Genomic DNA, 25228 nt, shown 5'->3' with positions numbered 1-25228 from the left:
CTCGGCGGGCCGCGCCTCACGCGTCGTACGAGTCGGCCTTCCGCGGTGACGCGTCCTGGACGGCGCCGCTGAGGGCCGAGGAGCGGGAGCCGAACTTCTCGACGTCCACGCCGTTCTCCTTGAGGACCTTGAGCGCGGCGGCGTGCACCACCCGCAGGACCGGGGTGGCGGCGCGCAGCGCGTCGTCGGCCATGAAGCGGTGCCGCCAGGGCTGGTCGGCCCAGGCGTGCCGCAGGCCGAACGGTTCGGGCAGGGTGAGGCTGCCGCCGAGCCACTTCAGCAGGGGCGGGTACCAGGACAGGGGGGCGCGGGCGGCGAGCCGTACGACCTCGTCGGCGTCGATCAGGGGCAGGTTCACCGTGCGGGTCTCCCAGAAGCGGAGCGCCTTCTGGACCGTCTTCGTCCTGGCCGCCGGCTTCTGGTTGAACAGGGGGTTGACCGGTCCGAGGGCGTGGCCCGTGACCTCGATGCGCAGGGTGTCGTGGAGCACGGTCACGGTGACCAGCATGGTGATCACGAGGTGGCCGTCCCAGAGGGTCCACTGCACGCCGAGGTAGTGGCGGTCGCCGCTGCCGAACTGCTGCTTGTTGCAGATGTCCTGTATGGCGTGGGTCTTGACGGTGTACGTCTCGACGTCGGTGCCGCTCGGCCGGGAGACGTCCTTGGCGTTCTCCCCGATGGGGGTGACGACCCAGTGGGTGACGGTCGGCTTGGGGAAGCCTCCGGTGTTGATGGAGGTGCGTTCGAGCATGGCGAGGCCGCCCTGGATCGCGGTGATGACGTCCCAGCTGCGGAAGGGGTGGAACTCCTTGCCCGGTTCGGCGGAGACGAGTTCCTCGGCCAGTTGCCAGCTTCCCCAGCGTGTGCCCATGCCGAGTATGCCCTTGGGGCCCGCGTAGAAGACGGAGTTGGAGCGCTGTTCGGCACTGAGCCGGGCGAGTTCCTTGCGGACCTGCTCGGCCGCGTCGCCGGGGTTGCCCGGTACGGCTTCGGGGATCTTTGCGCCGACGACGCCGCCGCTCAGCAGGCCCGACCAGCGCTCCCGCAGTTCGCGCGCGGAGCGTTCGCAGATCTGCTTGGCCCAGAACCAGCCGACCACGGGCATGACGACGGCCGCGCGTGCGTACCACGCCCAGAAGTCGCTGAAGGGCATCTTGACCAGGAAGAGCACGGCGAGTGCGGCGACGGCGACCAGCAGGGTGTTGGCGAGGGCGCCGGCGCGTTTGTCCTCCCGCTTGCCGATGGTGGCGCGCAGGGTGAACACCAGCAGCCAGACGAAGAGGCCGGGCAGGAAGAGCAGTCCGCACAGCACGGTCACGGCCGTCAGCCAGTTGTCGCGGTCGCGGCGGATGCGGTGGGCCGCGAGGCAGTGCTCCACGACGACCTGGGGTTCGATGCCGAACGACTGGATGAGCGGTGCGCGTCCGGCGCCCAGCATGCGGTCGATCACCGCGCGGGAGAAGGCCTCGCCGAACCGGGGGCGGAAGATCTTCGCCCATGGGCGCGGGAGGCTGACCTTGGACTGGTGCCATTCGTTGTCCGCGTCCAGGATCTTGGTCACTTCGTCGTCCCGGTATGCGGCCGCGGCGAGCGAGTTGGTCGCCGCCGTCTGTCCGGCCGTGCCGGACAGGGGCACCTGTGCCCCGGGACTGAAATCGAATCCGTCCGTCACTTCCGCCCCCATTGCCGCCGCTTCTGCATCTGCGGCCTTCCCGCCTTGCCTGCCCCGCACACCTGTTGATCAGGTCATCAGGGTATCGGGAGCGGCGCGCGCCGACAGGTGGACGGCCGGAGCCGTCCACCTGTCCGCAACCATGCGTTCCAGTGCACCGGTTGTGCGCCGGGTGCGCCGACTATGAAGCTTCGCGCTCCTGTTGGCGTACGCGGTCGGCGACCTGGGGCGGCATGGGCTCGTGCCGTGCGTAGCGGCGGTCGAAGCGGGCCGTGCCGTGGGACAGGGAGCGCAGGTCGATCGCGTACCGGCCGATCTCGATCTCGGGCACCTCGGCGCGGATCAAGGTGCGGCCGCTGCCCACCTGTTCGGTGCCGAGGACCCGGCCGCGCCGTCCGGACAGGTCGCTCATCACGGGGCCCACGTAGTCGTCGCCGACCAGCACGGTCACCTCGGCCACCGGTTCCAGCAGGTGGATCCGCGCGTCGGCGGCGGCCTCCCGCAGTGCCAGCGCGCCCGCCGTCTGGAAGGCGGCGTCGGAGGAGTCCACCGAGTGGGCCTTGCCGTCGAGCAGGGTGACCCGTACGTCGATCAGCGGGTGGCCGGCGGCGACACCTTTGGCGGCCTGGGTCCGTACGCCCTTCTCCACCGAGGGGATGAACTGCCGGGGCACGGCTCCGCCGACGACCTTGTCGACGAACTCGATGCCCGAGCCGCCCGGCAGCGGTTCCACCTCGATCTCGCAGATGGCGTACTGGCCGTGTCCGCCGGACTGTTTGACGTGCCGTCCGCGCCCGGCGGAGCGGTCCGCGAACGTCTCCCGCAGCGAGACCCGGTGGGGTACGACGTCGACCTGGACGCCGTAGCGGCTGCGCAGCCGTTCCAGGGCGACGTCGGCGTGGGCCTCGCCCAGGCACCAGAGCACCACCTGGTGGGTGTCCTGGTTCTGCTCCAGGCGCATTGTCGGGTCCTCCGCGACCAGCCGGGCCAGGCCCTGGGAGAGCTTGTCCTCGTCCGGTTTGCTGTGGGCCTGGATGGCCAGGGGGAGCAGCGGGTCGGGCATCTGCCAGGGCTCCATGAGCAGCGGGTCGTCCTTGGCGGAGAGCGTGTCGCCGGTCTCGGCGCGGCCGAGTTTGGCCACGCACGCGAGGTCGCCGGCGATGACGTGCGTCACCGGGCGCTGCTGCTTGCCGAAGGGGGTGGACAGGGCGCCGACCCGCTCGTCGGCTTCGTGGAGGGCGCGGCCCTCGTGCCCGCGGTCGGCCAGGCCGTGGCCGGAGACATGCACGGTCTCGTCGGGGCGCAGGGTGCCGGAGAAGACGCGGATCAGGGAGACGCGGCCGACGTAGGGGTCGGAGGAGGTCTTGACGACCTCGGCGACGAGGGGCCCGTCCGGGTCGCAGGGCCGCAGTTCGCGCGGGCCGCCGTCGACGGTGGTGACGGTGGGTGCCTCGTGTTCCAGCGGGGTGGGGAAGCCGCGGGTGATCAGGTCCAGGAGTTCCACGGTGCCGATGCCCTGCTTGGCTCCCTCGGCGGCGGGCGCGGCGGCCAGGACGGGGAAGAACGCCCCGCGTGCGACGGCGCGTTCGAGGTCCTCGATGAGCGTCTTGACGTCGACCTGTTCGCCGCCGAGGTAGCGGTCCATGAGGGTCTCGTCCTCGCTCTCGGCGATGATGCCCTCGATCAGCCGGTTGCGGGCCTCCTCCAGTTGCGGCAGCTGGTCGTCGTCGGGCTCGGACTCCTTGCGTTCGCCGGAGGAGTAGTCGAAGAGCTTCTTCGTCAGCAGTCCGACCAGGCCGGTGACGGGTGCGTGTCCGTCGGGTCCCTGCGAGCCGCGCAGCGGCAGGTAGAGCGGCAGTACGGCGTCGGGGTCGTCCGCGCCGAACGCCTCCGCGCACACCCGTGTCATCTCCTCGAAGTCCGCGCGGGCGGCCTCCAGGTGGGTGATCACGATGGCGCGGGGCATGCCGACGGCGGCGCACTCCTCCCAGACCATGCGGGTGGAGCCGTCCACGCCGTCGGAGGCCGAGACGACGAAGAGGGCCGCGTCCGCGGCGCGCAGACCGGCCCTGAGCTCGCCGACGAAGTCGGCGTAGCCGGGTGTGTCGAGCAGGTTGATCTTGATGCCGTCCCATTCGACGGGCACCAGGGAGAGCTGTACCGAGCGCTGCTGCCGGTGCTCGATGTCGTCGTAGTCCGAGATGCTGCCGCCGTCCTCCACGCGGCCGGCGCGGTTCACCGCTCCCGCGGTCAGCGCGAGAGCCTCCACCAGGGTCGTCTTGCCCGATCCGGAGTGGCCGACCAGCACCACATTGCGTACGGATGCGGGATGGTCGGCCGCCACTGCCCTGCCGGCGGCTCCGGGGTGGGTCTGCGTCTTGTCGCCCATGATCCTGCCTCCCGGTGAGGGTGAGGTTCACTGTGGGCGCGGACACGCGGCACCGCGTGCACTGGCGGCTCCTGCGACGCCCGCGGTCCTTCGAGCTTTCCACTCCCGTCACGTCGCGTCCATACGAGGGACCCGATCCCGCCGCCCGGCACCGCCCCCGCGCCGGTGGCGCCCGGTGCTCACGGAGGTCGGGCGCCCGGCCGCCACGCGGGCGCGTGCGTGGCTACGATGGGCCAGCCGGTGGCCAGCAGGGGCCGCCCGGCGACACCGACCCTCGGGAAGGCCATGCTGAACAAGTACGCGCGTGCATTCTTCACGCGTGTCCTCACACCGTTCGCCGCGTTTCTCATCCGCCGGGGCGTGAGCCCGGACACGGTCACGCTCATCGGGACCGCCGGAGTGGTCGCGGGAGCGCTGGTCTTCTACCCGCGGGGCGAGTTCTTCTGGGGCACGGTCGTGATCACGCTGTTCGTGTTCTCCGACCTCGTCGACGGCAACATGGCCCGCCAGCTCGGCCGCTCCAGCCGCTGGGGCGCCTTCTTGGACTCCACTCTCGACCGGGTCGCCGACAGCGCGATCTTCGGCGGGTTCGCGCTGTGGTACGCGGGCCACGGTGACGACAACGTGCTGTGCGCGGTGTCGATCTTCTGCCTGGCCAGCGGCCAGGTGGTGTCGTACACGAAGGCCCGGGGCGAGTCGATCGGTCTGCCGGTGGCCGTCAACGGGCTGGTGGAGCGTGCCGAGCGGCTGGTGATCTCGCTGGTCGCGGCCGGGTTCGCGGGCCTGCACAAGTTCGGGGTGCCGGGCATCCAGTACCTGCTGCCGATCGCCCTGTGGATCGTCGCGGCGGGCAGCCTGGTCACACTGATCCAGCGGGTCGTCACGGTGCGCCGGGAGTCGGCCGAGGCGGAGGCCGCCGCGGGCCGGCGCGAGCAGGGCAGCGGGGCGGCGAAATGACCGTCCGGGAGCGTCTCACCGACGGGCTGTACGGCCTCGGCTGGGGCACCGTGAAGAAGCTCCCCGAACCGGTCGCGGTGCGGCTCGGCCGTACGGTCGCGGACCTCGCCTGGAAGCGGCGGGGCAAGGGTGTGCGGCGGCTGGAGGAGAACTACGCGCGCGTGGTGCCCGACGCGACCCCCGAGCGCCTCGCCGAGCTGTCGCGGGCGGGCATGCGCTCGTACCTGCGCTACTGGATGGAGTCCTTCCGGCTGCCGGCCTGGAGCGCCGAGCGGATCAGGGCGGGCTTCGACCCCAAGGACGTGCACTATCTGACCGAGGGCCTGGCGGCCGGCAAGGGCGTCGTCCTCGCCCTGCCGCACCTGGCCAACTGGGACCTGGCCGGCGCCTGGGTCACCACCGAGCTGGACACGCCGTTCACGACGGTCGCCGAGCGGCTGAAGCCGGAGACGCTCTACGACCGGTTCGTCGCCTACCGCGAGAGCCTCGGCATGGAGGTCCTGCCGCACAGCGGCGGCTCCGCGTTCGGCACGCTGGCCCGGCGGCTGCGCGACGGCGGCCTGGTCTGCCTGGTCGCCGACCGTGATCTGTCCTCCTCCGGGGTGGAGGTGACGTTCTTCGGCGAGACGGCCCGGATGCCGGCGGGGCCTGCCCTCCTCGCCCAGCAGACGGGCGCGCTGCTGTTGCCCGTCACCCTGTGGTACGACGACTCGCCCGTCATGCGGGGCCGGGTCCATCCCCCGGTCGACGTGCCCGGGACAGGTACGCGGGCCGAGAAGACGTCTGTCATGACACAGGCGCTGGCCGATGCCTTCGCCACGGGGATCGCCGAGCATCCGGAGGACTGGCACATGCTGCAGCGCTTGTGGCCGGCGGACCTGGATACCGGGCGGGGTCCCGCGGCCTCGGGGAAGGCGACGGCGTGAGGATCGGCATCGTCTGCCCCTACTCGTGGGACGTGCCCGGTGGTGTCCAGTTCCACATCCGGGACCTGGCGGAGTACTTCATCGGCCTCGGCCACGAGGTGTCCGTCCTCGCGCCCGCCGACGACGACACCCCGCTGCCGCCGTACGTCGTCTCGGCCGGCCGTGCGGTCCCGGTGCCGTACAACGGCTCGGTGGCCCGGCTGAACTTCGGCTTCCTGTCGGCGGCCCGGGTGCGGCGCTGGCTGCACGAGGGCCGGTTCGACGTGATCCACATCCACGAGCCGACCTCGCCGTCGCTGGGCCTGCTGAGCTGCTGGGCGGCCCAGGGCCCGATCGTGGCCACCTTCCACACGTCCAATCCCCGGTCGCGGGCGATGATCGCCGCGTACGCCATCCTCCAGGCGGCCCTGGAGAAGATCAGCGCGCGGATCGCGGTGAGCGAGTACGCCCGCCGCACCCTCGTCGAGCACCTCGGCGGGGACGCGGTGGTGATCCCCAACGGCGTCGACGTGGACTTCTTCGCCCGCGCCGAGCCCGAGCCGGAGTGGCAGGGGGACACGATCGGCTTCATCGGCCGCATCGACGAGCCCCGCAAGGGCCTGCCCGTGCTGATGAGGGCGCTGCCCGCGATCCTCGCCGCCCGCCCGGGGGCCCGTCTGCTGGTCGCGGGCCGCGGGGACGAGGAACAGGCGGTGGAGGAACTGCCGAGGGAACTGCGCTCGCGCGTGGAGTTCCTCGGGATGGTCAGCGACGAGGACAAGGCGCGGCTGCTGCGCAGCGTCGACCTGTACGTGGCCCCCAACACCGGCGGGGAGAGCTTCGGCATCGTCCTGGTCGAGGCCATGTCGGCCGGGGCCCCGGTCCTCGCCTCCGACCTGGACGCGTTCGCGCAGGTCCTGGACCAGGGCAAGGCCGGTGAGCTCTTCGCCAACGAGGACGCCGGCGCGCTCGCCGAAGCCGCCGTGCGCCTGCTGGCCGACCCGTCCCGCCGGGCGGAGCTGCGCGAACGCGGCAGCACCCATGTGCGCCGCTTCGACTGGTCGACCGTCGGTGCCGACATCCTCTCCGTCTACGAGACGGTCACCGCCGGTGCGGCGGCCGTCGCCGCCGACGAACGCACCTCGGGGCTGCGGGCCCGTCTGGGCCTGGCCCGCGACTGATCCCGCCCTCGGTCATCACCCGGTGCGCGAACTCCCGGCCGCCCGGGTGGGGTGTCCCGGTAGCCTTGCCGCCCGTGACCGTAACGCTGATCTGGATTGTCGTCGCGCTCGTGGCCGTCGGGCTGTACCTGAGCTGGACGGCGGGGCGGCTGGACCGGCTGCACGCCCGTATCGACGCCGCGCGGGCCGCGCTGGACGCGCAGTTGCTGCGGCGGGCCTCGGTGGCGCAGGAACTGGCCACCTCCGGTGTCCTCGACCCGGCGGCCTCCATCGTGCTGTACGAGGCGGCGCACGCGGCCCGGCAGGCCGAGGAGGACCAACGGGAGGTCGCGGAGAGCGAGTTGAGCCAGGCCCTGCGGGCCGTGTTCGCCGAGCCCCCGCAGGTCGAGGCGGTGCGCGAGGCGCCCGGGGGAGAGGAGGCGGCGGGCGAGCTGACCGAGGCCGTGCGCCGGGTGCCGATGGCCCGCCGCTTCCACAACGACGCGGTGGGAGCCGCCCGCCGGCTGCGCGAGCACCGCAAGGTGCGGTGGTTCCGGCTGGCCGGACATGCCCCGTTCCCGATGGCCTTCGAGATGGACGACGAGCCGCCGGCGGCGCTGGCGGAGCGAACCGCCTGACCGGGAACGAGTGGCCCGCTTTCGGGCGGTGCCGGGGCGAAAAGGATCCACCGGGTCCTCATTGGCCCTTGCCGTGGACTGGTCCAATCCCGTTTCCTCGGTGGCGCACCACACCCTCTTCTCACCAAGTGAGGTCACCCGTGTCCACCACGATTCCCGACTCCGCCCGGACTCCCGAGACCGGTACCGCCCGTGTGAAGCGCGGCATGGCCGAGCAGCTCAAGGGCGGCGTGATCATGGACGTCGTCACGCCGGAGCAGGCGAAGATCGCCGAGGACGCGGGCGCCGTCGCGGTCATGGCCCTGGAGCGTGTCCCCGCCGACATCCGCAAGGACGGCGGCGTGGCCCGCATGTCCGACCCGGACATGATCGAGGGCATCATCGAGGCCGTCTCCATCCCGGTCATGGCCAAGTCCCGCATCGGCCACTTCGTCGAGGCCCAGGTCCTTCAGTCGCTCGGCGTCGACTACATCGACGAGTCCGAGGTCCTCACCCCGGCCGACGAGGTCAACCACTCCGACAAGTGGGCCTTCACCACCCCCTTCGTCTGCGGCGCCACCAACCTCGGCGAGGCCCTGCGCCGGATCGCCGAGGGCGCGGCGATGATCCGCTCCAAGGGCGAGGCCGGCACCGGCAACGTCGTCGAGGCCGTCCGCCACCTGCGCCAGATCAAGAACGAGATCGCCAGGCTGCGCGGCTTCGACAACCACGAGCTGTACGCCGCCGCCAAGGAGCTGCGCGCCCCGTACGAGCTGGTCAAGGAGGTCGCCGAGCTGGGCAAGCTCCCGGTCGTACTGTTCTCCGCCGGCGGTGTGGCCACCCCCGCCGACGCCGCCCTGATGCGCCAGCTCGGCGCCGAGGGCGTCTTCGTCGGCTCCGGCATCTTCAAGTCCGGCGACCCGGCCAAGCGCGCCGCCGCCATCGTGAAGGCCACCACCTTCTACGACGACCCGAAGATCATCGCGGACGCTTCCCGCAACCTCGGCGAGGCCATGGTCGGCATCAACTGCGACACCCTCCCCGAGACCGAGCGGTACGCCAACCGCGGCTGGTAAGCACAGGCCCACAGGTAAAAGAACCCCATGAACACTCCTGTCATCGGCGTCCTGGCACTCCAGGGCGATGTACGGGAGCACCTCATCGCCCTGGCCGCGGCGGACGCCGTGGCCAGGCCGGTGCGGCGCCCCGAAGAGCTCGCCGAGGTCGACGGCCTCGTCCTTCCCGGCGGCGAGTCGACCACCATCTCCAAGCTGGCCGTCCTCTTCGACGTGATGGACCCGCTCCGCGCGCGCGTGCGTGACGGCATGCCCGTCTACGGCACCTGCGCCGGCATGATCATGCTCGCCGACAAGATCCTCGACCCGCGTTCGGGCCAGGAGACCGTCGGCGGAATCGACATGATCGTGCGCCGCAACGCCTTCGGCCGGCAGAACGAGTCCTTCGAGGCCTCCGTCGAGGTCAAGGGCGTCCAGGGCGATCCGGTGGAGGGCGTCTTCATCCGGGCCCCCTGGGTCGAGTCCGTCGGCGCCGGTGCCGAGGTGCTCGCCGAGCACGACGGCCACATCGTCGCGGTACGCCAGGGCAACGCGCTGGCCACGTCGTTCCACCCGGAGCTGACCGGCGACCATCGTGTGCACGCCCTGTTCGTCGACATGGTGCGCGCGAACCGGACACCCGAGTCCTTGTAGGATTCCTGCGTTCGTTACGCAGACGGGTTACGCGAAGGAGACAGGCAGATGTCCGGCCACTCTAAATGGGCCACGACGAAGCACAAGAAGGCCGTCATCGATGCCAAGCGCGGCAAGCTCTTCGCGAAGCTGATCAAGAACATCGAGGTCGCGGCTCGCATGGGCGGCGTCGACCTGGACGGCAACCCGACGCTCTACGACGCCGTGCAGAAGGCCAAGAAGCAGTCGGTTCCGAACAAGAACATCGACTCGGCCATCAAGCGCGGCGGCGGTCTCGAGGCCGGCGGCGCCGACTACGAGACGATCATGTACGAGGGTTACGGGCCGAACGGTGTCGCGGTGCTCATCGAGTGCCTCACCGACAACCGCAACCGTGCCGCCTCCGACGTACGCGTCGCCATGACCCGCAACGGCGGCTCCATGGCCGACCCCGGCTCGGTGTCGTACCTGTTCCACCGCAAGGGTGTCGTGATCGTACCCAAGGGCGAACTGTCGGAGGACGACGTCCTGACGGCCGTCCTGGAGGCCGGTGCCGAGGAGGTCAACGACCTCGGCGAGTCCTTCGAGGTGCTCAGCGAGGCCACCGACCTCGTGGCGGTCCGCACCGCCCTGCAGGAAGCCGACATCGACTACGACTCCGCCGAGGCCAACTTCGTCCCCACCATGCAGGTGGAGCTGGACGAGGAGGGCGCCCGGAAGATCTTCAAGCTGATCGACGCGCTCGAGGACAGCGACGACGTGCAGAACGTCTTCGCCAACTTCGACGTCAGCGACGAGATCATGGAGAAGGTCGAGGCGTAGGCCGCCGCGGAAGTCGGGCTTGGACGGGCCGGTGGGACATTCCCGCCGGCCCGCCGTCGTCGCCGGTGGCACCGCCCTCGTTGTCGGTGGCAGCGGATAGCCTGACGTCAGGCGAAGATCACCCAAAGATCGCCGCCATGGCCACGGCCGTCACGAGGGGAGGAACACGCGTGCGCGTACTGGGAGTCGACCCCGGACTGACCCGCTGCGGCGTCGGTGTCGTCGAGGGGGTCGCGGGCCGGCCGCTGACCATGCTCGGCGTCGGAGTCGTCCGCACCCCCGCGGACGCCGATCTGAGCCACCGTCTGGTCGCCGTCGAGCAGGGGATCGAAAGCTGGCTGGACGAGCACCGCCCCGAATTCGTCGCGGTGGAGCGCGTGTTCAGCCAGCACAACGTGCGCACGGTGATGGGCACCGCCCAGGCCAGCGCCGTCGCGATGCTCTGCGCCGCCCGCCGCGGCATCCCGGTCGCCCTGCACACCCCCAGCGAGGTCAAGGCCGCCGTCACCGGCAGCGGCCGCGCCGACAAGGCCCAGGTCGGCGCCATGGTCACCCGGCTGCTGCGGCTCGCCGCGCCTCCCAAGCCGGCCGACGCCGCCGACGCCCTCGCCCTGGCCATCTGCCACATCTGGCGCGCCCCCGCCGAGAACCGGCTCCAGCGGGCCGTCGCCGCGCACGCCGCCGGACAACCCCCGACAACGAAAGGCCGTACGGCATGATCGCCTTCGTCAGCGGCACGGTCGCAGCCCTCGCCCCCGACGCCGCGGTGATCGAGGTCGGCGGCGTCGGCATGGCCGTGCAGTGCACCCCGAACACGCTGTCCACGCTCCGCCTCGGCCAGCAGGCCAGGCTCGCCACCTCCCTCGTCGTACGGGAGGACTCGCTGACCCTGTACGGCTTCGCGGACGACGACGAGCGCCAGGTCTTCGAACTGCTCCAGACCGCCAGCGGCGTGGGACCGCGGCTCGCCCAGGCGATGCTGGCCGTGCACACGCCCGACGCGCTGCGCCGCGCCGTCGCCACCTGCGACGAGAAGGCCCTCACCGCCGTCCCCGGCATCGGCAAGAAGGGCGCCCAGAAGCTCCTCCTCGAACTCAAGGACCGGCTCGGCGAGCCCGTCGGCGCACCCGCCGTCGGCACCCCGGTCACCCAGGGCTGGCGCGACCAGCTGCACGCGGCCCTGATCGGCCTCGGATACGCCACCCGCGAGGCCGACGAGGCGGTGACCGCCGTGGCACCCCGGGCCGAGGCCGCCGGGGGCACGCCCCAGGTGGGCCAGTTGCTCAAGGCGGCCCTGCAGACCCTGAACCGAGCCCGCTGAGCCAGGAGTACGTGAGTGAACTGGGACGACACGACCGACACGCCCGCCGCCGGCCCCGCGGCGGAGCGGCTGGTGGGCTCCGCCGCCGACGGTGAGGACCAGGCCGTCGAGGCCGCGCTGCGCCCCAAGGACCTGGGCGAGTTCATCGGCCAGGAGAAGGTCCGCGAACAGCTCGACCTCGTGCTGCGCGCCGCCCGGGCGCGCGGCGCCACCGCCGACCACGTGCTGCTGTCCGGCGCCCCCGGTCTGGGCAAGACCACCCTGTCCATGATCATCGCGGCCGAGATGGGCGCCCCCATCCGCATCACCTCGGGCCCCGCCATCCAGCACGCCGGCGACCTCGCGGCCATCCTGTCCTCCCTCCAGGAGGGCGAGGTGCTCTTCCTCGACGAGATCCACCGCATGTCGCGGCCCGCCGAGGAGATGCTCTACATGGCGATGGAGGACTTCCGGGTCGACGTGATCGTCGGCAAGGGACCCGGCGCCACCGCCATCCCGCTCGAACTGCCCCCCTTCACCCTCGTCGGCGCCACCACACGCGCCGGTCTGCTGCCGCCCCCGCTGCGCGACCGCTTCGGCTTCACCGCCCACATGGAGTTCTACGGGCCCGCGGAGCTGGAGCGCGTCGTCCACCGCTCGGCGAACCTCCTGGACGTCCGGATCGAGGGCGACGGAGCCGCCGAGATCGCCGGCCGCTCCCGGGGCACCCCCCGCATCGCCAACCGCCTGCTGCGCCGCGTCCGCGACTACGCGCAGGTCAAGGCCGACGGGACCATCACGCGCGAGATCGCCGCCGCGGCCCTCGCCGTCTACGAGGTCGATGCCCGAGGCCTCGACCGGCTCGACCGGGCGGTCCTCGAGGCCCTGCTGAAGCTGTTCGGCGGCGGCCCGGTCGGCGTGTCGACGCTCGCGGTCGCCGTGGGGGAGGAGCGCGAGACCGTCGAGGAGGTCGCCGAGCCCTTCCTCGTCCGCGAGGGCCTGCTCGCCCGCACCCCGCGCGGCCGGGTCGCCACGCCCGCGGCCTGGGCGCATCTCGGCCTGACCCCGCCCGGCACGCGAGCTGCGGGAAACGGACAACAGGGCCTGTTCGGGGCGTGAGGCCTGCGGTATTGGCCCGGGGAGGAACCCAGGTGTCATGCTGAGCGTTGTTCCATGCATGCGGACTCGCCTAGACTCCGCCGATGCCGCCTTTGTAGGCAGTACACACACCCCCAACCAATCAGGCCGCTCCCCATCGCGGTCGTGTGAAGGAAGTTCCGACCCGTGAGTCTCGTGACCCTCCTCCCGTTCATCGTGCTCATCGGGGCCATGTTCCTGATGACCCGGTCGGCCAAGAAGAAGCAGCAGCAGGCCGCGGACATGCGCGACCAGATGCAGCCCGGTAGTGGTGTCCGCACCATCGGGGGCATGTACGCCACGGTCAAGGAGGTCAACGACGACACGGTCCTCCTCGACGCGGGCCCGGGCGTCGAGCTGCTGTTCGCCAAGAACTCGATCGCGACCGTCCTGACCGACGACGAGTACAACCGCATCGTCCACGGCGTCGAGCACGACCTGAAGTCCGACGCCGACCTCGTCCCCGACGACGCCTCCTCCCTCACCGGTACCGACGAGCCCGCCGACGCCTCCGACGACAAGTCCGTCGACCTCGGCAAGAAGGACGCGGCCGAGGAGCCGGCGGACCCCGCCGAGGCGAAGGCCGAGGACGAGCCGAAGAAGACCGGCGGCGACTCCGAGGCGAAGTAGTCTCCACCCAGGGCGCGCGGCACCAACCTGCGCGTGCCCTGGGTCGCGTCGACTTCGCGCGGGATTCCGACACCATGTGATGGCCGTCAGCCGAGCCCACCCGGCGAGGGACGGCCCGAGAGGGAGTAACTAAAAGGTGGCTGTATCCAAAAAGGGACGCAGTGCGGGCGCCCAGAGCAAGCCGGGGCGCTCGCTGGCCCTCATTCTGATCGCCATCGTGGCGCTCACGGGAGGCATGTTCCTCACGGGCAACACCGCCCCGCGCCTGGGCATCGACCTGGCCGGCGGTACGAGCATCACGCTCCGGGCCGTTCCGGAGCGCGGTCAGGAATCCGCGATCAACAAGGCCAACATGGACACGGCCGTCAACATCATGGAACGGCGTGTCAACGGTCTCGGCGTCTCGGAGGCCGAGGTCCAGACCCAGGGGAATGACAACATCATTGTCAACATCCCCAAGGGCACCAACTCCAAGCAGGCGCGGGAGCAGGTCGGCACCACCGCGAAGCTGTACTTCCGTCCGGTGCTCGCCACCGACATCTCGGGCGCCGCCCCGGCCGAGCCGTCGCCGAGCACCTCCCACAAGGCGACCGACAAGTCCACCGGCGACGCGACCCCCTCAGGATCCCCGAGCCCCTCGGCCTCCGAGACCCAGCAGGGCCGCCCGGTCACCGACGCCCTGAAGGCGGACGCCACCCCGGCCGCCAGCGGATCCCCGGCCGCCTCGGCGAGCGCGTCGGCCCCGGCCGCCAGCCCGTCCCCGAGCGGCGCCTCCGGTGACGCGAACAGCAAGCTCCAGGCCGAGTACGCCGCCCTGGACTGCAGCAAGCAGTCCGTGCGCGCCACCGCGGGCAAGGGCGTGCTGCCCACCGAGTCGACGGTCGCCTGCGGCAAGAGCTCTCAGGGCGTGTGGCAGAAGTACCTGCTCGGCCCCGCCGCGGTGGACGGCACCGACGTGAAGAAGGCGGACGCCGTCTTCAACACGCAGACCGCCTCCGGCTGGACCGTGACCATGGAGTTCACCTCCAAGGGCGCCACGAAGTTCGCCGACATCACCGGCAAGCTGGCCCAGAACCCCTCGCCGCAGAACCAGTTCGCCATCGTCCTGGACGGCGACGTCGTCTCCGACCCGTACGTCCACGAGGCGCTGACCGGCGGCAGCGCGGAGATCTCCGGCCACTTCACCCAGGAGGAGGCGCAGGGCCTCTCCAACATGCTGTCCTACGGCGCGCTGCCGCTGACCTTCAAGGAGGACAGCGTCACCACCGTCACCGCCGCGCTCGGCGGTGAGCAGCTGCACGCCGGCCTGATCGCGGGCGCCATCGGCCTCGCCCTGGTCGTGATCTACCTGGTGGTCTACTACCGCGGACTGGCGATGATCGCCATCGCCTCCCTGATGGTCTCCGCGATCCTCACGTACACGCTCATGTCGCTGCTCGGCCCGACCATCGGCTTCGCGCTGAACCTGCCGGCCGTGTGCGGTGCGATTGTCGCGATCGGTATCACCGCGGACTCGTTCATCGTGTTCTTCGAACGCATAAGGGACGAGATCCGAGAGGGCCGCTCGCTGCGCCCCGCCGTGGAGCGCGGCTGGCCGCGGGCCCGGCGTACCGTCCTCGTCTCGGACTTCGTGTCGTTCCTGGCCGCCGCCGTGCTGTTCATCGTGACCGTCGGCAAGGTGCAGGGCTTCGCGTTCACGCTCGGCCTGACCACGCTGCTCGACGTGGTCGTCATCTTCCTGTTCACCAAGCCGCTGATGACGATCCTCGCCCGCCGCAAGTTCTTCGCCAGTGGCCACACCTGGTCCGGTCTGGACCCCAAGCGCCTGGGTGCCAAGCCTCCGCTGCGCCGCACCCGCCGTTCCTCCGCCCCCATCGAGACGAAGGAGGCGTGAGGTGTCCAAGCTCGGTAACCTCGGCGCCCGACTGCACCATGGCGAGGTCGGCTACGACTTCATCAAGAACCGCAAGATCTGGTACGGCGTCTCGATCCTGATCACCATCACGGCCATCCTCGGCCTGGCGGTGCGCGGCCTGAACATGGGCATCGAGTTCCAGGGCGGCGCGGTCTTCACCACGCCGAAGCACATGAGTGCGTCGGTGGCCCAGGCCGAGGGCTTCGCCCACGACGCCTCCGGCCAGGAGTCGATCGTGCAGAAGCTCGGTGACGGCAGCCTGCGCATCCAGATCGCCGGCATCGAGACCGGGAAGTCCGACCAGATCAAGGAAGCTCTGGCCAAGGACCTGAAGGTCAACCCGGAGCACATCAACGCCGACCTGGTCGGTCCGAGCTGGGGCGAGCAGATCGCCAACAAGGCCTGGCAGGGCCTGGCGATCTTCATGATCCTGGTCGTGATCTACCTGGCGATCGCGTTCGAGTGGCGCATGGCCCTGGCGGCGCTCGTCGCGCTGATCCACGACCTGACGATCACCACCGGTGTCTACGCCCTCGTCGGCTTCGAGGTCACGCCCGGTACGGTGATCGGTCTGCTGACGATCCTCGGTTACTCGCTCTACGACACGGTCGTCGTCTTCGACAGCCTCAAGGAGCAGACGAAGGACATCACCCGGCAGACCCGCTGGACGTACAGCGAGATCGCGAACCGTTCGATCAACGGCACGCTGATCCGGTCCATCAACACCACCGTGGTGGCGCTGCTGCCGGTGGCGGGCCTGCTGTTCATCGGCGGCGGTGTGCTCGGCGCGGGCATGCTGAACGACATCTCGCTGTCGCTGTTCGTCGGCCTCGCGGCCGGCGCGTACTCCTCGATCTTCATCGCCACGCCGCTCGTCGCCGACCTCAAGGAGCTCGAGCCGCAGATGAAGGCCCTCAAGAAGCGTGTCCTCGCCAAGCGGGCGCATGCGGCGGCGCAGGGCGAGCCCCTGGACGCGGAGCCCGCCGGTGTCCCCGCCGGTGACGACGAGGAGGACGCCGCGCCTGCCGGAGTCGGTTCGCGCGACCAGTCCGCCTCCCGCGGCCGTGGCCGCGGCCGACCCTCGGGGAAGCGCCGATGACCGACGTCCAGGAGCTGCTGCTCAGCCGCATCCGTGACGTGGCCGACTACCCGGAGCCGGGCGTGATGTTCAAGGACATCACCCCGCTCCTGGCCGATCCGGCGGCGTTCGCCGTCCTGACGGACGCGCTGGCGGAGGTGGGCACGCGGGAGGGGGCGACCAAGGTCGTCGGCCTGGAGGCCCGCGGCTTCATCCTCGGCGCCCCGGTCGCGCTCCGCGCGGGGCTCGGCTTCATCCCCGTGCGCAAGGCGGGCAAGCTTCCCGGGGCGACCCTGAGCCAGGCGTACGACCTGGAGTACGGGTCGGCGGAGATCGAGGTCCACGCGGAGGATCTGAGTGCCGGGGACCGTGTCCTCGTCATCGACGACGTGCTCGCCACGGGGGGTACGGCGGAGGCGTCCATCCAGCTCATCCGCCGGGCGGGAGCGGAGGTCGCCGGAGTGGCGGTCCTGATGGAACTAGGTTTCCTCGGCGGCCGCACCCGCCTGGAACCGGCACTGTCGGGAGCCCCACTGGAGTCCCTCCTCCGCCTCTGATTCCACGGAGAAGCCCGGGGCTGTCGCCCCGGGCTTCTCTGCTTTCCGGGGTGGCGGCCTGGAGTGCGGGTACCGGAATCATGTGTCCGGGTTGTGTGTTTGTACCGTAAACGGTCCTTCGATCGGGCTGGAGGGGATCCTGGGGCTGTGGATCGCTACCATGGGGGCTCCGGAGCCTGACCGGGGGACCCGGATCGCGCACGAGGAGTCCTCTTGCCAGACGAGGCCCAGCCACTGACCGCCGCCAAGCCCGAGTCCGCCTCGGCGCCCGCGGCGAAGCCCGCGCAGCACGCGAAGAGCGACCACCGTGGGACGGCCGAGCACGCCCAGTCGGCCCCCGTCGGCAAGACGGGTGAGGCCGCGCGTCCCAAGCCGGCGCAGCCCGTCGCGCGCCCCTCCGCGGGCCAGCCCGGCCGCTCCGGCTCCTCGAACCGCGTCCGCGCCCGCCTCGCCCGCCTCGGCGTGCAGCGCGCCAACCCGTACAACCCGGTGCTCGAGCCGCTGCTGCGGATAGTGCGCAGCAACGATCCGAAGATCGAGAACTCGACCCTGCGCCAGATCGAGCGCGCCTACCAGGTCGCCGAGCGCTGGCACCGCGGCCAGAAGCGCAAGAGCGGCGACCCGTACATCACGCACCCGCTCGCCGTCACCACCATCCTCGCCGAGCTCGGCATGGACCCGGCCACCCTGATGGCGGGGCTGCTGCACGACACCGTCGAGGACACCGAGTACGGCCTCGACCAGCTGCGCCGCGACTTCGGCGACACCGTCGCCCTGCTCGTCGACGGCGTCACCAAACTGGACAAGGTCAAGTTCGGCGAGGCCGCGCAGGCCGAGACCGTGCGCAAGATGGTCGTCGCCATGGCCAAGGATCCCCGCGTCCTGGTCATCAAGCTCGCCGACCGCCTGCACAACATGCGAACCATGCGCTATCTCAAGCGCGAGAAGCAGGAGAAGAAGGCCCGCGAGACGCTCGAGATCTACGCCCCGCTCGCCCACCGGCTGGGCATGAACACCATCAAGTGGGAGCTGGAGGACCTCGCCTTCGCGATCCTCTACCCGAAGATGTACGACGAGATCGTCCGCCTCGTCGCCGAGCGCGCCCCCAAGCGCGACGAGTACCTCGCGATCGTGACCGACGAGGTCCAGGCCGACCTGCGCGCCGCGCGCATCAAGGCGACCGTCACCGGCCGGCCCAAGCACTACTACAGCGTCTACCAGAAGATGATCGTCCGCGGCCGCGACTTCGCGGAGATCTACGACCTGGTGGGCATCCGCGTCCTCGTCGACACGGTCCGCGACTGCTACGCCGCCCTCGGCACCGTGCACGCGCGATGGAACCCGGTCCCCGGCCGGTTCAAGGACTACATCGCGATGCCCAAGTTCAACATGTACCAGTCGCTGCACACGACGGTCATCGGCCCCAACGGCAAGCCGGTCGAGCTGCAGATCCGCACGTTCGACATGCACCGCCGCGCCGAGTACGGCATCGCCGCGCACTGGAAGTACAAGCAGGAGGCCGTGGCCGGCGCCTCGAAGGTGCGCACCGACGCGCCCAAGAGCTCCGCCAAGGACAAGGACGCCATCAACGACATGGCGTGGCTGCGGCAACTGCTGGACTGGCAGAAGGAGACCGAGGACCCCGGCGAGTTCCTGGAGTCGCTGCGCTTCGACCTGTCCCGCAACGAGGTCTTCGTCTTCACCCCCAAGGGCGACGTCATAGCGCTCCCGGCCGGCGCCACCCCGGTCGACTTCGCGTACGCCGTCCACACCGAGGTCGGCCACCGCACCATAGGGGCACGCGTCAACGGCCGGCTCGTACCGCTGGAGTCGACCCTGGACAACGGCGACCTGGTGGAGGTCTTCACCTCCAAGGCGGCCGGCGCCGGCCCCTCCCGCGACTGGCTCGGCTTCGTCAAGTCCCCGCGCGCCCGCAACAAGATCCGGGCCTGGTTCTCCAAGGAGCGCAGGGACGAGGCGATCGAGCAGGGCAAGGACGCCATCGTGCGCGCGATGCGCAAGCAGAACCTGCCGATCCAGCGCATCCTGACCGGCGACTCACTGGTCACGCTCGCGCACGAGATGCGCTACTCCGACATCTCCGCGCTCTACGCGGCGATCGGCGAGGGGCACGTCTCCGCGCAGAACATCGTGCAGAAGCTGGTGCAGGCGCTCGGCGGCGAGGAGGCGGCCACCGAGGAGATCGACGAGAGCGTGCCGCCCTCGCGCGGACGCTCCCGCAAGCGCCGCTCCAGCGCCGACCCGGGCGTCGTCGTCAAGGGCGTCGACGACGTGTGGGTCAAGCTGGCCCGCTGCTGCACTCCGGTGCCCGGCGACCCGATCATCGGGTTCGTCACGCGGGGTAGTGGTGTATCGGTTCACCGCAGCGACTGCGTCAACGTGGAGTCACTGTCGCGTGAGCCGGAGCGCATCCTCGACGTCGAGTGGGCGCCCACCCAGTCCTCGGTCTTCCTGGTCGCCATCCAGGTCGAGGCCCTCGACCGCTCCCGCCTGCTCTCGGACGTCACACGCGTGCTCTCCGACCAGCACGTCAACATCCTCTCCGCGGCCGTCCAGACCTCCCGCGACCGCGTCGCCACCTCCCGCTTCACCTTCGAGATGGGCGACCCCAAGCACCTGGGGCACGTCCTGAAGGCCGTACGGGGCGTGGAGGGCGTCTACGACGTCTACCGCGTCACCTCGGCACGCAGCCGGGCATAGCCGAGCAGGCACAGGAAACGGCTGAGGGCCCCCGTAGGCGCTACGGGGGCCCTCAGCCGTGCGTGGAAGTGTCGCCGGATCCAGTGGGACCGGTCTCAGCCGCCGAACTCCTGCAGACCCTTCAGAGCCTGGTCCAGGAGCGCCTGGCGGCCCTCCAGCTCCTTCTCCAGCTTGTCGGCCCGAGCGCTGTTGCCCTGGGCACGGGCCTGCTCGATCTGCCCCCGAAGCTTGTCCACGGCGGCCTGGAGCTGACCGGTCAGACCCTCGGCACGCGCCCGCGCCTCCGGGTTCGTCCGGCGCCACTCGGTCTCCTCGGCCTCCTGGAGCGCCCGGTCGACCGTGTGCATCCGGCCCTCGACCCGCGGACGGGCGTCGCGCGGCACATGGCCGATCGCCTCCCAGCGCTCGTTGATCGAGCGGAAGGCGGCCCGGGCGGCCTTCAGATCCGTGATCGGCAGGAGCCTCTCGGCCTCCTCGGCCAGCTCCTCCTTCAGCTTCAGATTCTCCGACTGCTCCGCGTCCCGCTCGGCGAACACCGAGCTGCGGGCGGCGAAGAAGACGTCCTGGGCGCCGCGGAAGCGGTTCCACAGGTCGTCCTCGTGCTCCCGCTGGGCACGGCCGGCGGCCTTCCACTCCGTCATCAGCTCGCGGTAGCGGGCCGAGGTGGGACCCCAGTCCGTCGAGCCCGACAGCGCCTCGGCCTCGGCGACCAGCCGCTCCTTGGCCCTGCGCGCGTCCTCGCGCTGGGCGTCGAGCTGCGCGAAGTGCGCCTTGCGCCGCTTGGAGAACGCCGACCGGGCGTGCGAGAAGCGGTGCCACAGGTCGTCGTCGGACTTGCGGTCCAGACGCGGCAGCCCCTTCCAGGTGTCCACCAGCGCGCGCAGCCGCTCCCCGGCCGCCCGCCACTGGTCGGAACGGGCCAGTTCCTCGGCCTCCGTGACCAGCGCCTCCTTGGCGTGCCGGGCCTCGTCCGCCTGCCGGGAGCGCTGCGCCTTGCGCTCCTCACGGCGTGCCTCGACCGTCTCGACCAGCTTGTTCAGCCGCGCACGCAGCGCCTCCAGATCACCGACCGCGTGGTGCGCGTCGACCTGCTCCCGCAGATGGTCGACGGCGACCTGGGCGTCCTTCGCCGACAGGTCGGTGGTCTGCACTCGCTTCTCGAGGAGGCCGATCTCGACAACCAGGCCCTCGTACTTGCGCTCGAAGTAGGCCAATGCCTCCTCGGGGGAGCCGGCCTGCCAGGAACCGACAACCTGCTCGCCGTCGGCCGTACGCACGTACACGGTCCCCGTCTCGTCGACGCGGCCCCACGGGTCGCTGCTCACAGCGCCTCCTCCACATGATGCCTGCGGAGGGCCTCGAAGCTCCCCCGGGCATCGTCCACAGTTTCGTCACCGCCAACATAGGCGACCGGCGGGTGGCCTGTCCGCATCCAGCGCGACCGAAATTTCCCAGCTGGCCGCCGCTGACGTCAGGACTTCGTCACCGTCGCCTTGTTGATCACCACGGTCGCGTTCGGGGCGGTGTTGCCCGTCTGCGGATCGGCCGGCTGGGCACCGGCGTCGGCGATCTTCTTCAGCACCTTCATACCGGATTCGGAGACGGTGCCGAAGGGGGTGTAGCTGGGCGGAAGCGGACTGTCCTGGTACACCAGGAAGAACTGGCTGCCGCCGCTGTTGGGCTGCGACGTGTTCGCCATCGCCACGGTGCCCGCCGGATAGACGTCGCCCTTCAGGCTTTTGTCCTTGAGGTTCTCGTCGGGAATCGTGTACCCGGGGCCACCACGGCCCGTCCCCTCCGGGTCGCCGCACTGCAGGACGTAGATGCCCTCCGCGGTGAGCCGGTGGCACTTCGTGTGGTCGAGGAAGCCCTTGCCGACCAGGAAGTCGAAGGAGTTCACGGTGTGCGGCGCCGCGGAGGCCTTCAGATCCAGGTCTATCGTGCCGCACGTGGTGTCGAGCGCCATCGTGTACTTCGCCGACTTGTCGATCGTCATCGCCGGTTCCTTGTCCCAGCTCAGCTTCTTCACCGAGCCGGCGGCCGGCTTCGCGCACGGGTCCGGGGCCTTGCTGGTGGCCGACGCGCTGGGAGTGACCTCCGCGCTCGCGTTGGCCTTGTCGTCCTTGCCGTCCTTCAGCACCCCGGTCGTGTACAGCGCGACGCTGCCGATGAGGACCACGCCGAGTACCGACGCGATCACGGAGTTCCGTACGCGTGCCTTGCGCCGCGTGGCGGTGCGCCGCTGCTGCTGCCGCAAGAACTTCTCCCGGGCGAGCTGACGTCGCCGCTGCTCCTGGCTGACCACCGCGTTCTCTCCTCAGCGTCTCGTGTGTCCACGGGTACGGGTGCGTCGCCCGAGGCGGGCACCCGCGTGTGACCCGTACCGTATATGGGTTCGCTGAGGATCCGGCAGCGCCGGTAGGCTCTGACAACAGCTTCAGCCGCCCGTATCGACACAACGAAGGACGATCGTGCTCATTGCCGGGTTCCCCGCCGGGGCCTGGGGGACGAACTGCTACCTCGTCGCCCCCGCCGCCGGTGAGGAGTGCGTGATCATCGACCCCGGCCACCAGGCCGCCCAAGGCGTCGAGGAAGCGATCAGGAAGCATCGGCTCAAGCCCGTCGCCGTCGTCCTCACCCACGGCCACATCGACCATGTGGCCTCGGTCGTCCCGGTGTGCGGCGCGCACGACGTCCCGGCCTGGATCCACCCCGCCGACCGGTTCATGATGAGCGACCCCGAGAAGGCGCTCGGCCGTTCCATCGGCATGCCGCTGATGGGCGAGCTGACCGTGGGGGAGCCGGACGACGTCCGGGAGCTGGCCGACGGCGCCGCACTGGAGCTGGCCGGCCTGGACTTCTCCGTCGCGCACGCACCCGGCCATACCAAGGGGTCGGTGACCTTCCGGATGCCCGGGGCCGCGGACATCCCGCCGGTCTTCTTCTCCGGGGATCTGCTGTTCGCCGGCTCCATCGGACGCACCGACCTGCCCGGCGGTGACATGGCCGAGATGCTCGACTCGCTGGCCCGCGTGTGCCTGCCGCTCGACGACTCGACCGTGGTGCTGTCCGGCCACGGCCCCCAGACGACCATCGGCCGCGAGCGTGCCACCAACCCCTATCTGCGGCAGGTGGCCGCCGGCTCGGGAGCGGAACTGGACGACGCTCCCCGACGAGGAATGTGACGAGAGACCTCCCGTGAGCACCTTCAAGGCCCCCAAGGGCACGTACGACCTGATCCCGCCGGACTCCGCGAAGTACCTGGCGGTCCGCGAGGCGATCGCCGCCCCGCTGCGCGACTCCGGCTACGGCTACATCGAGACCCCCGGCTTCGAGAACGTGGAGCTGTTCGCGCGCGGGGTCGGCGAGTCCACGGACATCGTGACCAAGGAGATGTACGCCTTCGAGACCAAGGGCGGCGACCGGCTCGCGCTGCGGCCCGAGGGCACCGCGTCCGTCCTGCGGGCCGCGCTGGAGGCCAACCTGCACAAGGCCGGCAACCTGCCGGTCAAGCTGTGGTACTCCGGCTCCTACTACCGCTACGAGCGTCCCCAGAAGGGCCGTTACCGCCACTTCTCGCAGGTCGGCGCGGAGGCGATCGGCGCGGAGGACCCGTTCCTGGACGCCGAGCTGATCATCCTGGCTGACCAGGCGTACCGCTCGCTGGGCCTGCGCAAGTTCCGCATCCTGCTCAACAGCCTCGGCGACAAGGAGTGCCGTCCGGTCTACCGGGCCGCGCTCCAGGACTTCCTGCGCGGCCTCGACCTGGACGAGGACACCCGGGCCCGGATCGACATCAACCCGCTGCGCGTCCTGGACGACAAGCGGGAGTCGGTCCAGAAGCAGCTCACGGGCGTCCCGCTGCTGCGCGACTACCTGTGCGACGCCTGCAAGGCGTACCACGAGGAGGTGCGGTCGCTCCTGGAGGCGCAGGGCGTCGCCTTCGAGGACGACGCCAAGCTGGTCCGCGGACTGGACTACTACACGCGCACCACCTTCGAGTTCGTGCACGACGGACTCGGTTCCCAGTCCGCGGTGGGCGGCGGCGGCCGGTACGACGGCCTGTCCGAGATGATCGGCGGCCCCGCCCTGCCGTCGGTGGGCTGGGCGCTGGGCGTGGACCGTACGGTCCTGGCCCTGGAGGCGGAGGGCATCGAACTCCAACTCCCGGCGACCACCAGCGTGTTCGCGGTCCCGCTCGGCGAGGAGGCCCGCCGGGTGCTCTTCGCGAAGGTCTCCGAACTGCGCAGGGTGGGCATCGCCGCCGACTTCACCTACGGGCACAAGGGGCTCAAGGCGGCCATGAAGGCGGCCAACCGGTCCGGTGCCCGTTTCGCGCTCGTCGCGGGCGAACGCGACCTCGCCGACAGCGTCGTCCAGCTCAAGGACATGGAGTCCGGCGAGCAGACGGCGATCGCGGTCAACGAGATCGTCGCGGAACTGGAATCCCGCCTCGGCTGACACCTTCACACAAGGGCGCCGGTGCTCGTCCGAGCACCGGCGCCCTTTGTCATTCCAGAACCAGCCAGATTTTGCCCAAGAAGTACGCCGTCGGCGGCATCGGTGTGCCACGCAGCCGGCGCAGCACCTTCTCGTCCCGTTCGACCGCGATCGACATGCCCAGGGACTGGAAGCTGGTCGACATGATGCCCGAGGCCACCATCGACGGGACGTAGAGCTGCGAGGCGGTGACGCCGGTGCCGCTGACGTCGTCGCGGAAGATCGACGCGAACAGGAACAGGAACACCACCGGGAAGGCGAAAGTGAACACCACCTGCTCCCGCTGCCGGAAGAACTGCCTGATCTCCAGGGGATCCGCACGCTCGCCCAGGAGGGCACGACGATCCTGCTGACCACGCACTACCTGGAGGAGGCGGAGGCCCTCGCGGACCGGCTGGCGGTGGTCGCCCGGGGCCGGATCGTCGCCGAGGGCACCTCCCATGAGCTGCGGGAACGGCACGCCACCGGCGTCACCGTCGAGTGGACGGCCCCGACGGCACCCCTCGCACCGAGCACACCGGGACCCCCACCAGGGCCGTCGCCGATCTGATGCGCCGCTTCGAGGGCGAGATGCAGGGCCCAGAACCGGCGTCGGGCAGCCGGGTCGAAACCGGTCGTCGGCTCGTCCAGGAGCAGCAGTTCGGGGCCGCCGATCACCCCGAGGGCCACGTCCAGCCGGCGGCGCCGGCCGCCCGACAGCGCCTTGATCCGGCTGCCCGCCTTCGCCTCCAGACCGACCAGGGCGATGACCTCCTCCGGGTCGCGCGGCCGCGGGTAGTACCGGGCGAAGTGCCGCACGGTCTCGCGGACCGTCAACTCGGCGGGCGCCGATTCGTCCTGCCAGACGATTCCGACACGTGAGCGCCACGCGCGCGTGGCGCTCGCCGGGTCCGCCCCCAGGACCGTCACCTCGCCCGCGTCCCGTGAGCGGTGGCCCTGGATGATCTCCACCGTCGTGCTCTTGCCCGCGCCGTTGGGCCCGAGCAGCCCCAGGACCTCGCCCTTCCTGATCGCCAGGTCCATTCCGTCGACCGCGGTAACGTCCCCGTACCGCTTGCGCAGCCCCCGTACGTCCACCGCGAGTTCGTTTCGCGTCATGATCCGGGCATCGTCCGGAACCGAACGTTCGGGTACGGCCGTGCACATCCCGGTGTCGTCACCCGACGGTGTACCTACGCGC

Annotated in this window: 22 protein-coding genes and 1 pseudogene; 17 read left to right on the top strand and 6 right to left on the bottom strand. The window is 70.6% G+C overall.

The window, feature by feature from the left end:
- Positions 1-16: 16 nt before the first annotated feature.
- Positions 17-1684, bottom strand: a complete 1668-nt coding sequence (locus tag ACIP4X_RS15100; protein ID WP_358737482.1) for a hypothetical protein — start codon at positions 1682-1684, stop codon at positions 17-19.
- A 169-nt stretch (positions 1685-1853) separates the two neighbouring features.
- Entirely contained in the window at positions 1854-4061 is a 2208-nt protein-coding gene (locus ACIP4X_RS15095; protein WP_358737483.1) for an elongation factor G-like protein EF-G2, read from the bottom strand.
- Between the two features lie 228 nt (positions 4062-4289).
- Between ACIP4X_RS15095 and pgsA the strand changes: the two genes are divergently transcribed.
- The 15 genes from pgsA to ACIP4X_RS15020 all read left to right on the top strand — a co-directional run bounded on the left by pgsA (position 4290) and on the right by ACIP4X_RS15020 (position 19548).
- Entirely contained in the window at positions 4290-5018 is a 729-nt protein-coding gene (pgsA, locus tag ACIP4X_RS15090) for a phosphatidylinositol phosphate synthase (protein ID WP_358737542.1), read from the top strand.
- Positions 5015-5944, top strand: coding sequence for a phosphatidylinositol mannoside acyltransferase (locus ACIP4X_RS15085; protein ID WP_358737485.1), 930 nt, complete (start codon positions 5015-5017; stop codon positions 5942-5944). The genes pgsA and ACIP4X_RS15085 overlap by 4 nt, the downstream gene beginning before the upstream one ends.
- Positions 5941-7104, top strand: a complete 1164-nt coding sequence (locus ACIP4X_RS15080; RefSeq protein ID WP_391456506.1) for a glycosyltransferase — start codon at positions 5941-5943, stop codon at positions 7102-7104. The genes ACIP4X_RS15085 and ACIP4X_RS15080 overlap by 4 nt, the downstream gene beginning before the upstream one ends.
- 74 nt (positions 7105-7178) lie before the next feature.
- Positions 7179-7721: a hypothetical protein gene (locus ACIP4X_RS15075; protein WP_358737489.1), complete on the top strand. Its 543-nt coding sequence runs from the start codon at positions 7179-7181 to the stop codon at positions 7719-7721.
- 140 nt (positions 7722-7861) lie between these two features.
- Positions 7862-8776, top strand: a complete 915-nt coding sequence (gene pdxS / locus ACIP4X_RS15070) for a pyridoxal 5'-phosphate synthase lyase subunit PdxS (protein ID WP_358737491.1) — start codon at positions 7862-7864, stop codon at positions 8774-8776.
- 27 nt (positions 8777-8803) lie between these two features.
- Positions 8804-9409: a pyridoxal 5'-phosphate synthase glutaminase subunit PdxT gene (pdxT, locus tag ACIP4X_RS15065; RefSeq protein ID WP_358737493.1), complete on the top strand. Its 606-nt coding sequence runs from the start codon at positions 8804-8806 to the stop codon at positions 9407-9409.
- A 48-nt stretch (positions 9410-9457) separates the two neighbouring features.
- Positions 9458-10210 (top strand): YebC/PmpR family DNA-binding transcriptional regulator, encoded by a 753-nt coding sequence (locus ACIP4X_RS15060; protein ID WP_358737494.1) that lies wholly within the window; start codon positions 9458-9460, stop codon positions 10208-10210.
- A gap of 170 nt (positions 10211-10380) precedes the next feature.
- Entirely contained in the window at positions 10381-10929 is a 549-nt protein-coding gene (ruvC, locus tag ACIP4X_RS15055) for a crossover junction endodeoxyribonuclease RuvC (protein WP_358737496.1), read from the top strand.
- Positions 10926-11531 (top strand): Holliday junction branch migration protein RuvA, encoded by a 606-nt coding sequence (ruvA, locus tag ACIP4X_RS15050; protein ID WP_358737498.1) that lies wholly within the window; start codon positions 10926-10928, stop codon positions 11529-11531. Before ruvC ends, ruvA begins: the two co-directional genes overlap by 4 nt.
- A gap of 15 nt (positions 11532-11546) precedes the next feature.
- Positions 11547-12629, top strand: a complete 1083-nt coding sequence (gene ruvB / locus ACIP4X_RS15045; protein ID WP_391456512.1) for a Holliday junction branch migration DNA helicase RuvB — start codon at positions 11547-11549, stop codon at positions 12627-12629.
- A 165-nt stretch (positions 12630-12794) separates the two neighbouring features.
- Positions 12795-13277, top strand: a complete 483-nt coding sequence (gene yajC, locus ACIP4X_RS15040) for a preprotein translocase subunit YajC (protein WP_358737500.1) — start codon at positions 12795-12797, stop codon at positions 13275-13277.
- A gap of 136 nt (positions 13278-13413) precedes the next feature.
- Positions 13414-15171, top strand: coding sequence for a protein translocase subunit SecD (secD, locus tag ACIP4X_RS15035; RefSeq protein ID WP_358737501.1), 1758 nt, complete (start codon positions 13414-13416; stop codon positions 15169-15171).
- A gap of 1 nt (position 15172) precedes the next feature.
- Positions 15173-16291 carry a protein translocase subunit SecF gene (secF, locus tag ACIP4X_RS15030; protein ID WP_358737503.1) on the top strand — a complete coding sequence of 373 codons (1119 nt, stop codon included), beginning with the start codon at positions 15173-15175 and terminating at the stop codon, positions 16289-16291.
- Positions 16288-16827 (top strand): adenine phosphoribosyltransferase, encoded by a 540-nt coding sequence (locus ACIP4X_RS15025; RefSeq protein WP_358737505.1) that lies wholly within the window; start codon positions 16288-16290, stop codon positions 16825-16827. The genes secF and ACIP4X_RS15025 overlap by 4 nt, the downstream gene beginning before the upstream one ends.
- A gap of 213 nt (positions 16828-17040) precedes the next feature.
- A complete protein-coding gene (locus ACIP4X_RS15020) occupies positions 17041-19548 on the top strand; it encodes a RelA/SpoT family protein (RefSeq protein ID WP_391456516.1) in 2508 nt (835 codons plus the stop codon).
- Between the two features lie 95 nt (positions 19549-19643).
- Here the strand turns inward: ACIP4X_RS15020 and ACIP4X_RS15015 are convergent, their stop codons facing one another.
- Together ACIP4X_RS15015 and ACIP4X_RS15010 are read right to left on the bottom strand one after the other, a co-directional pair.
- A complete protein-coding gene (locus ACIP4X_RS15015) occupies positions 19644-20873 on the bottom strand; it encodes a DUF349 domain-containing protein (RefSeq protein ID WP_358737508.1) in 1230 nt (409 codons plus the stop codon).
- A 146-nt stretch (positions 20874-21019) separates the two neighbouring features.
- Positions 21020-21853, bottom strand: coding sequence for a peptidylprolyl isomerase (locus ACIP4X_RS15010; protein WP_358737510.1), 834 nt, complete (start codon positions 21851-21853; stop codon positions 21020-21022).
- A gap of 166 nt (positions 21854-22019) precedes the next feature.
- Between ACIP4X_RS15010 and ACIP4X_RS15005 the strand changes: the two genes are divergently transcribed.
- Together ACIP4X_RS15005 and hisS are read left to right on the top strand one after the other, a co-directional pair.
- The gene (locus ACIP4X_RS15005) at positions 22020-22733 is read left to right on the top strand and encodes an MBL fold metallo-hydrolase (RefSeq protein ID WP_358737512.1); all 714 of its coding nucleotides are present in this window, start codon (positions 22020-22022) and stop codon (positions 22731-22733) included.
- Between the two features lie 13 nt (positions 22734-22746).
- Positions 22747-24009, top strand: coding sequence for a histidine--tRNA ligase (gene hisS / locus ACIP4X_RS15000; RefSeq protein WP_391456519.1), 1263 nt, complete (start codon positions 22747-22749; stop codon positions 24007-24009).
- Between the two features lie 55 nt (positions 24010-24064).
- Here the strand turns inward: hisS and ACIP4X_RS14995 are convergent.
- Both ACIP4X_RS14995 and ACIP4X_RS14990 read right to left on the bottom strand, forming a co-directional pair.
- Positions 24065-24409, bottom strand: a pseudogene (locus ACIP4X_RS14995) (ABC transporter permease); the annotation flags it as partial.
- Positions 24409-25146, bottom strand: coding sequence for an ATP-binding cassette domain-containing protein (locus tag ACIP4X_RS14990; RefSeq protein ID WP_391456521.1), 738 nt, complete (start codon positions 25144-25146; stop codon positions 24409-24411). The pseudogene ACIP4X_RS14995 and the gene ACIP4X_RS14990, both read right to left, overlap by 1 nt.
- Positions 25147-25228 lie beyond the last annotated feature (82 nt).

The organism is Streptomyces sp. NPDC088817, from assembly GCF_044750345.1.
Taxonomy (GTDB): Bacteria; Actinomycetota; Actinomycetes; order Streptomycetales; family Streptomycetaceae; genus Streptomyces.
Note: the sequence above shows the minus strand (reverse complement) of the source record. Positions and strands in the feature narration are given on the sequence as shown.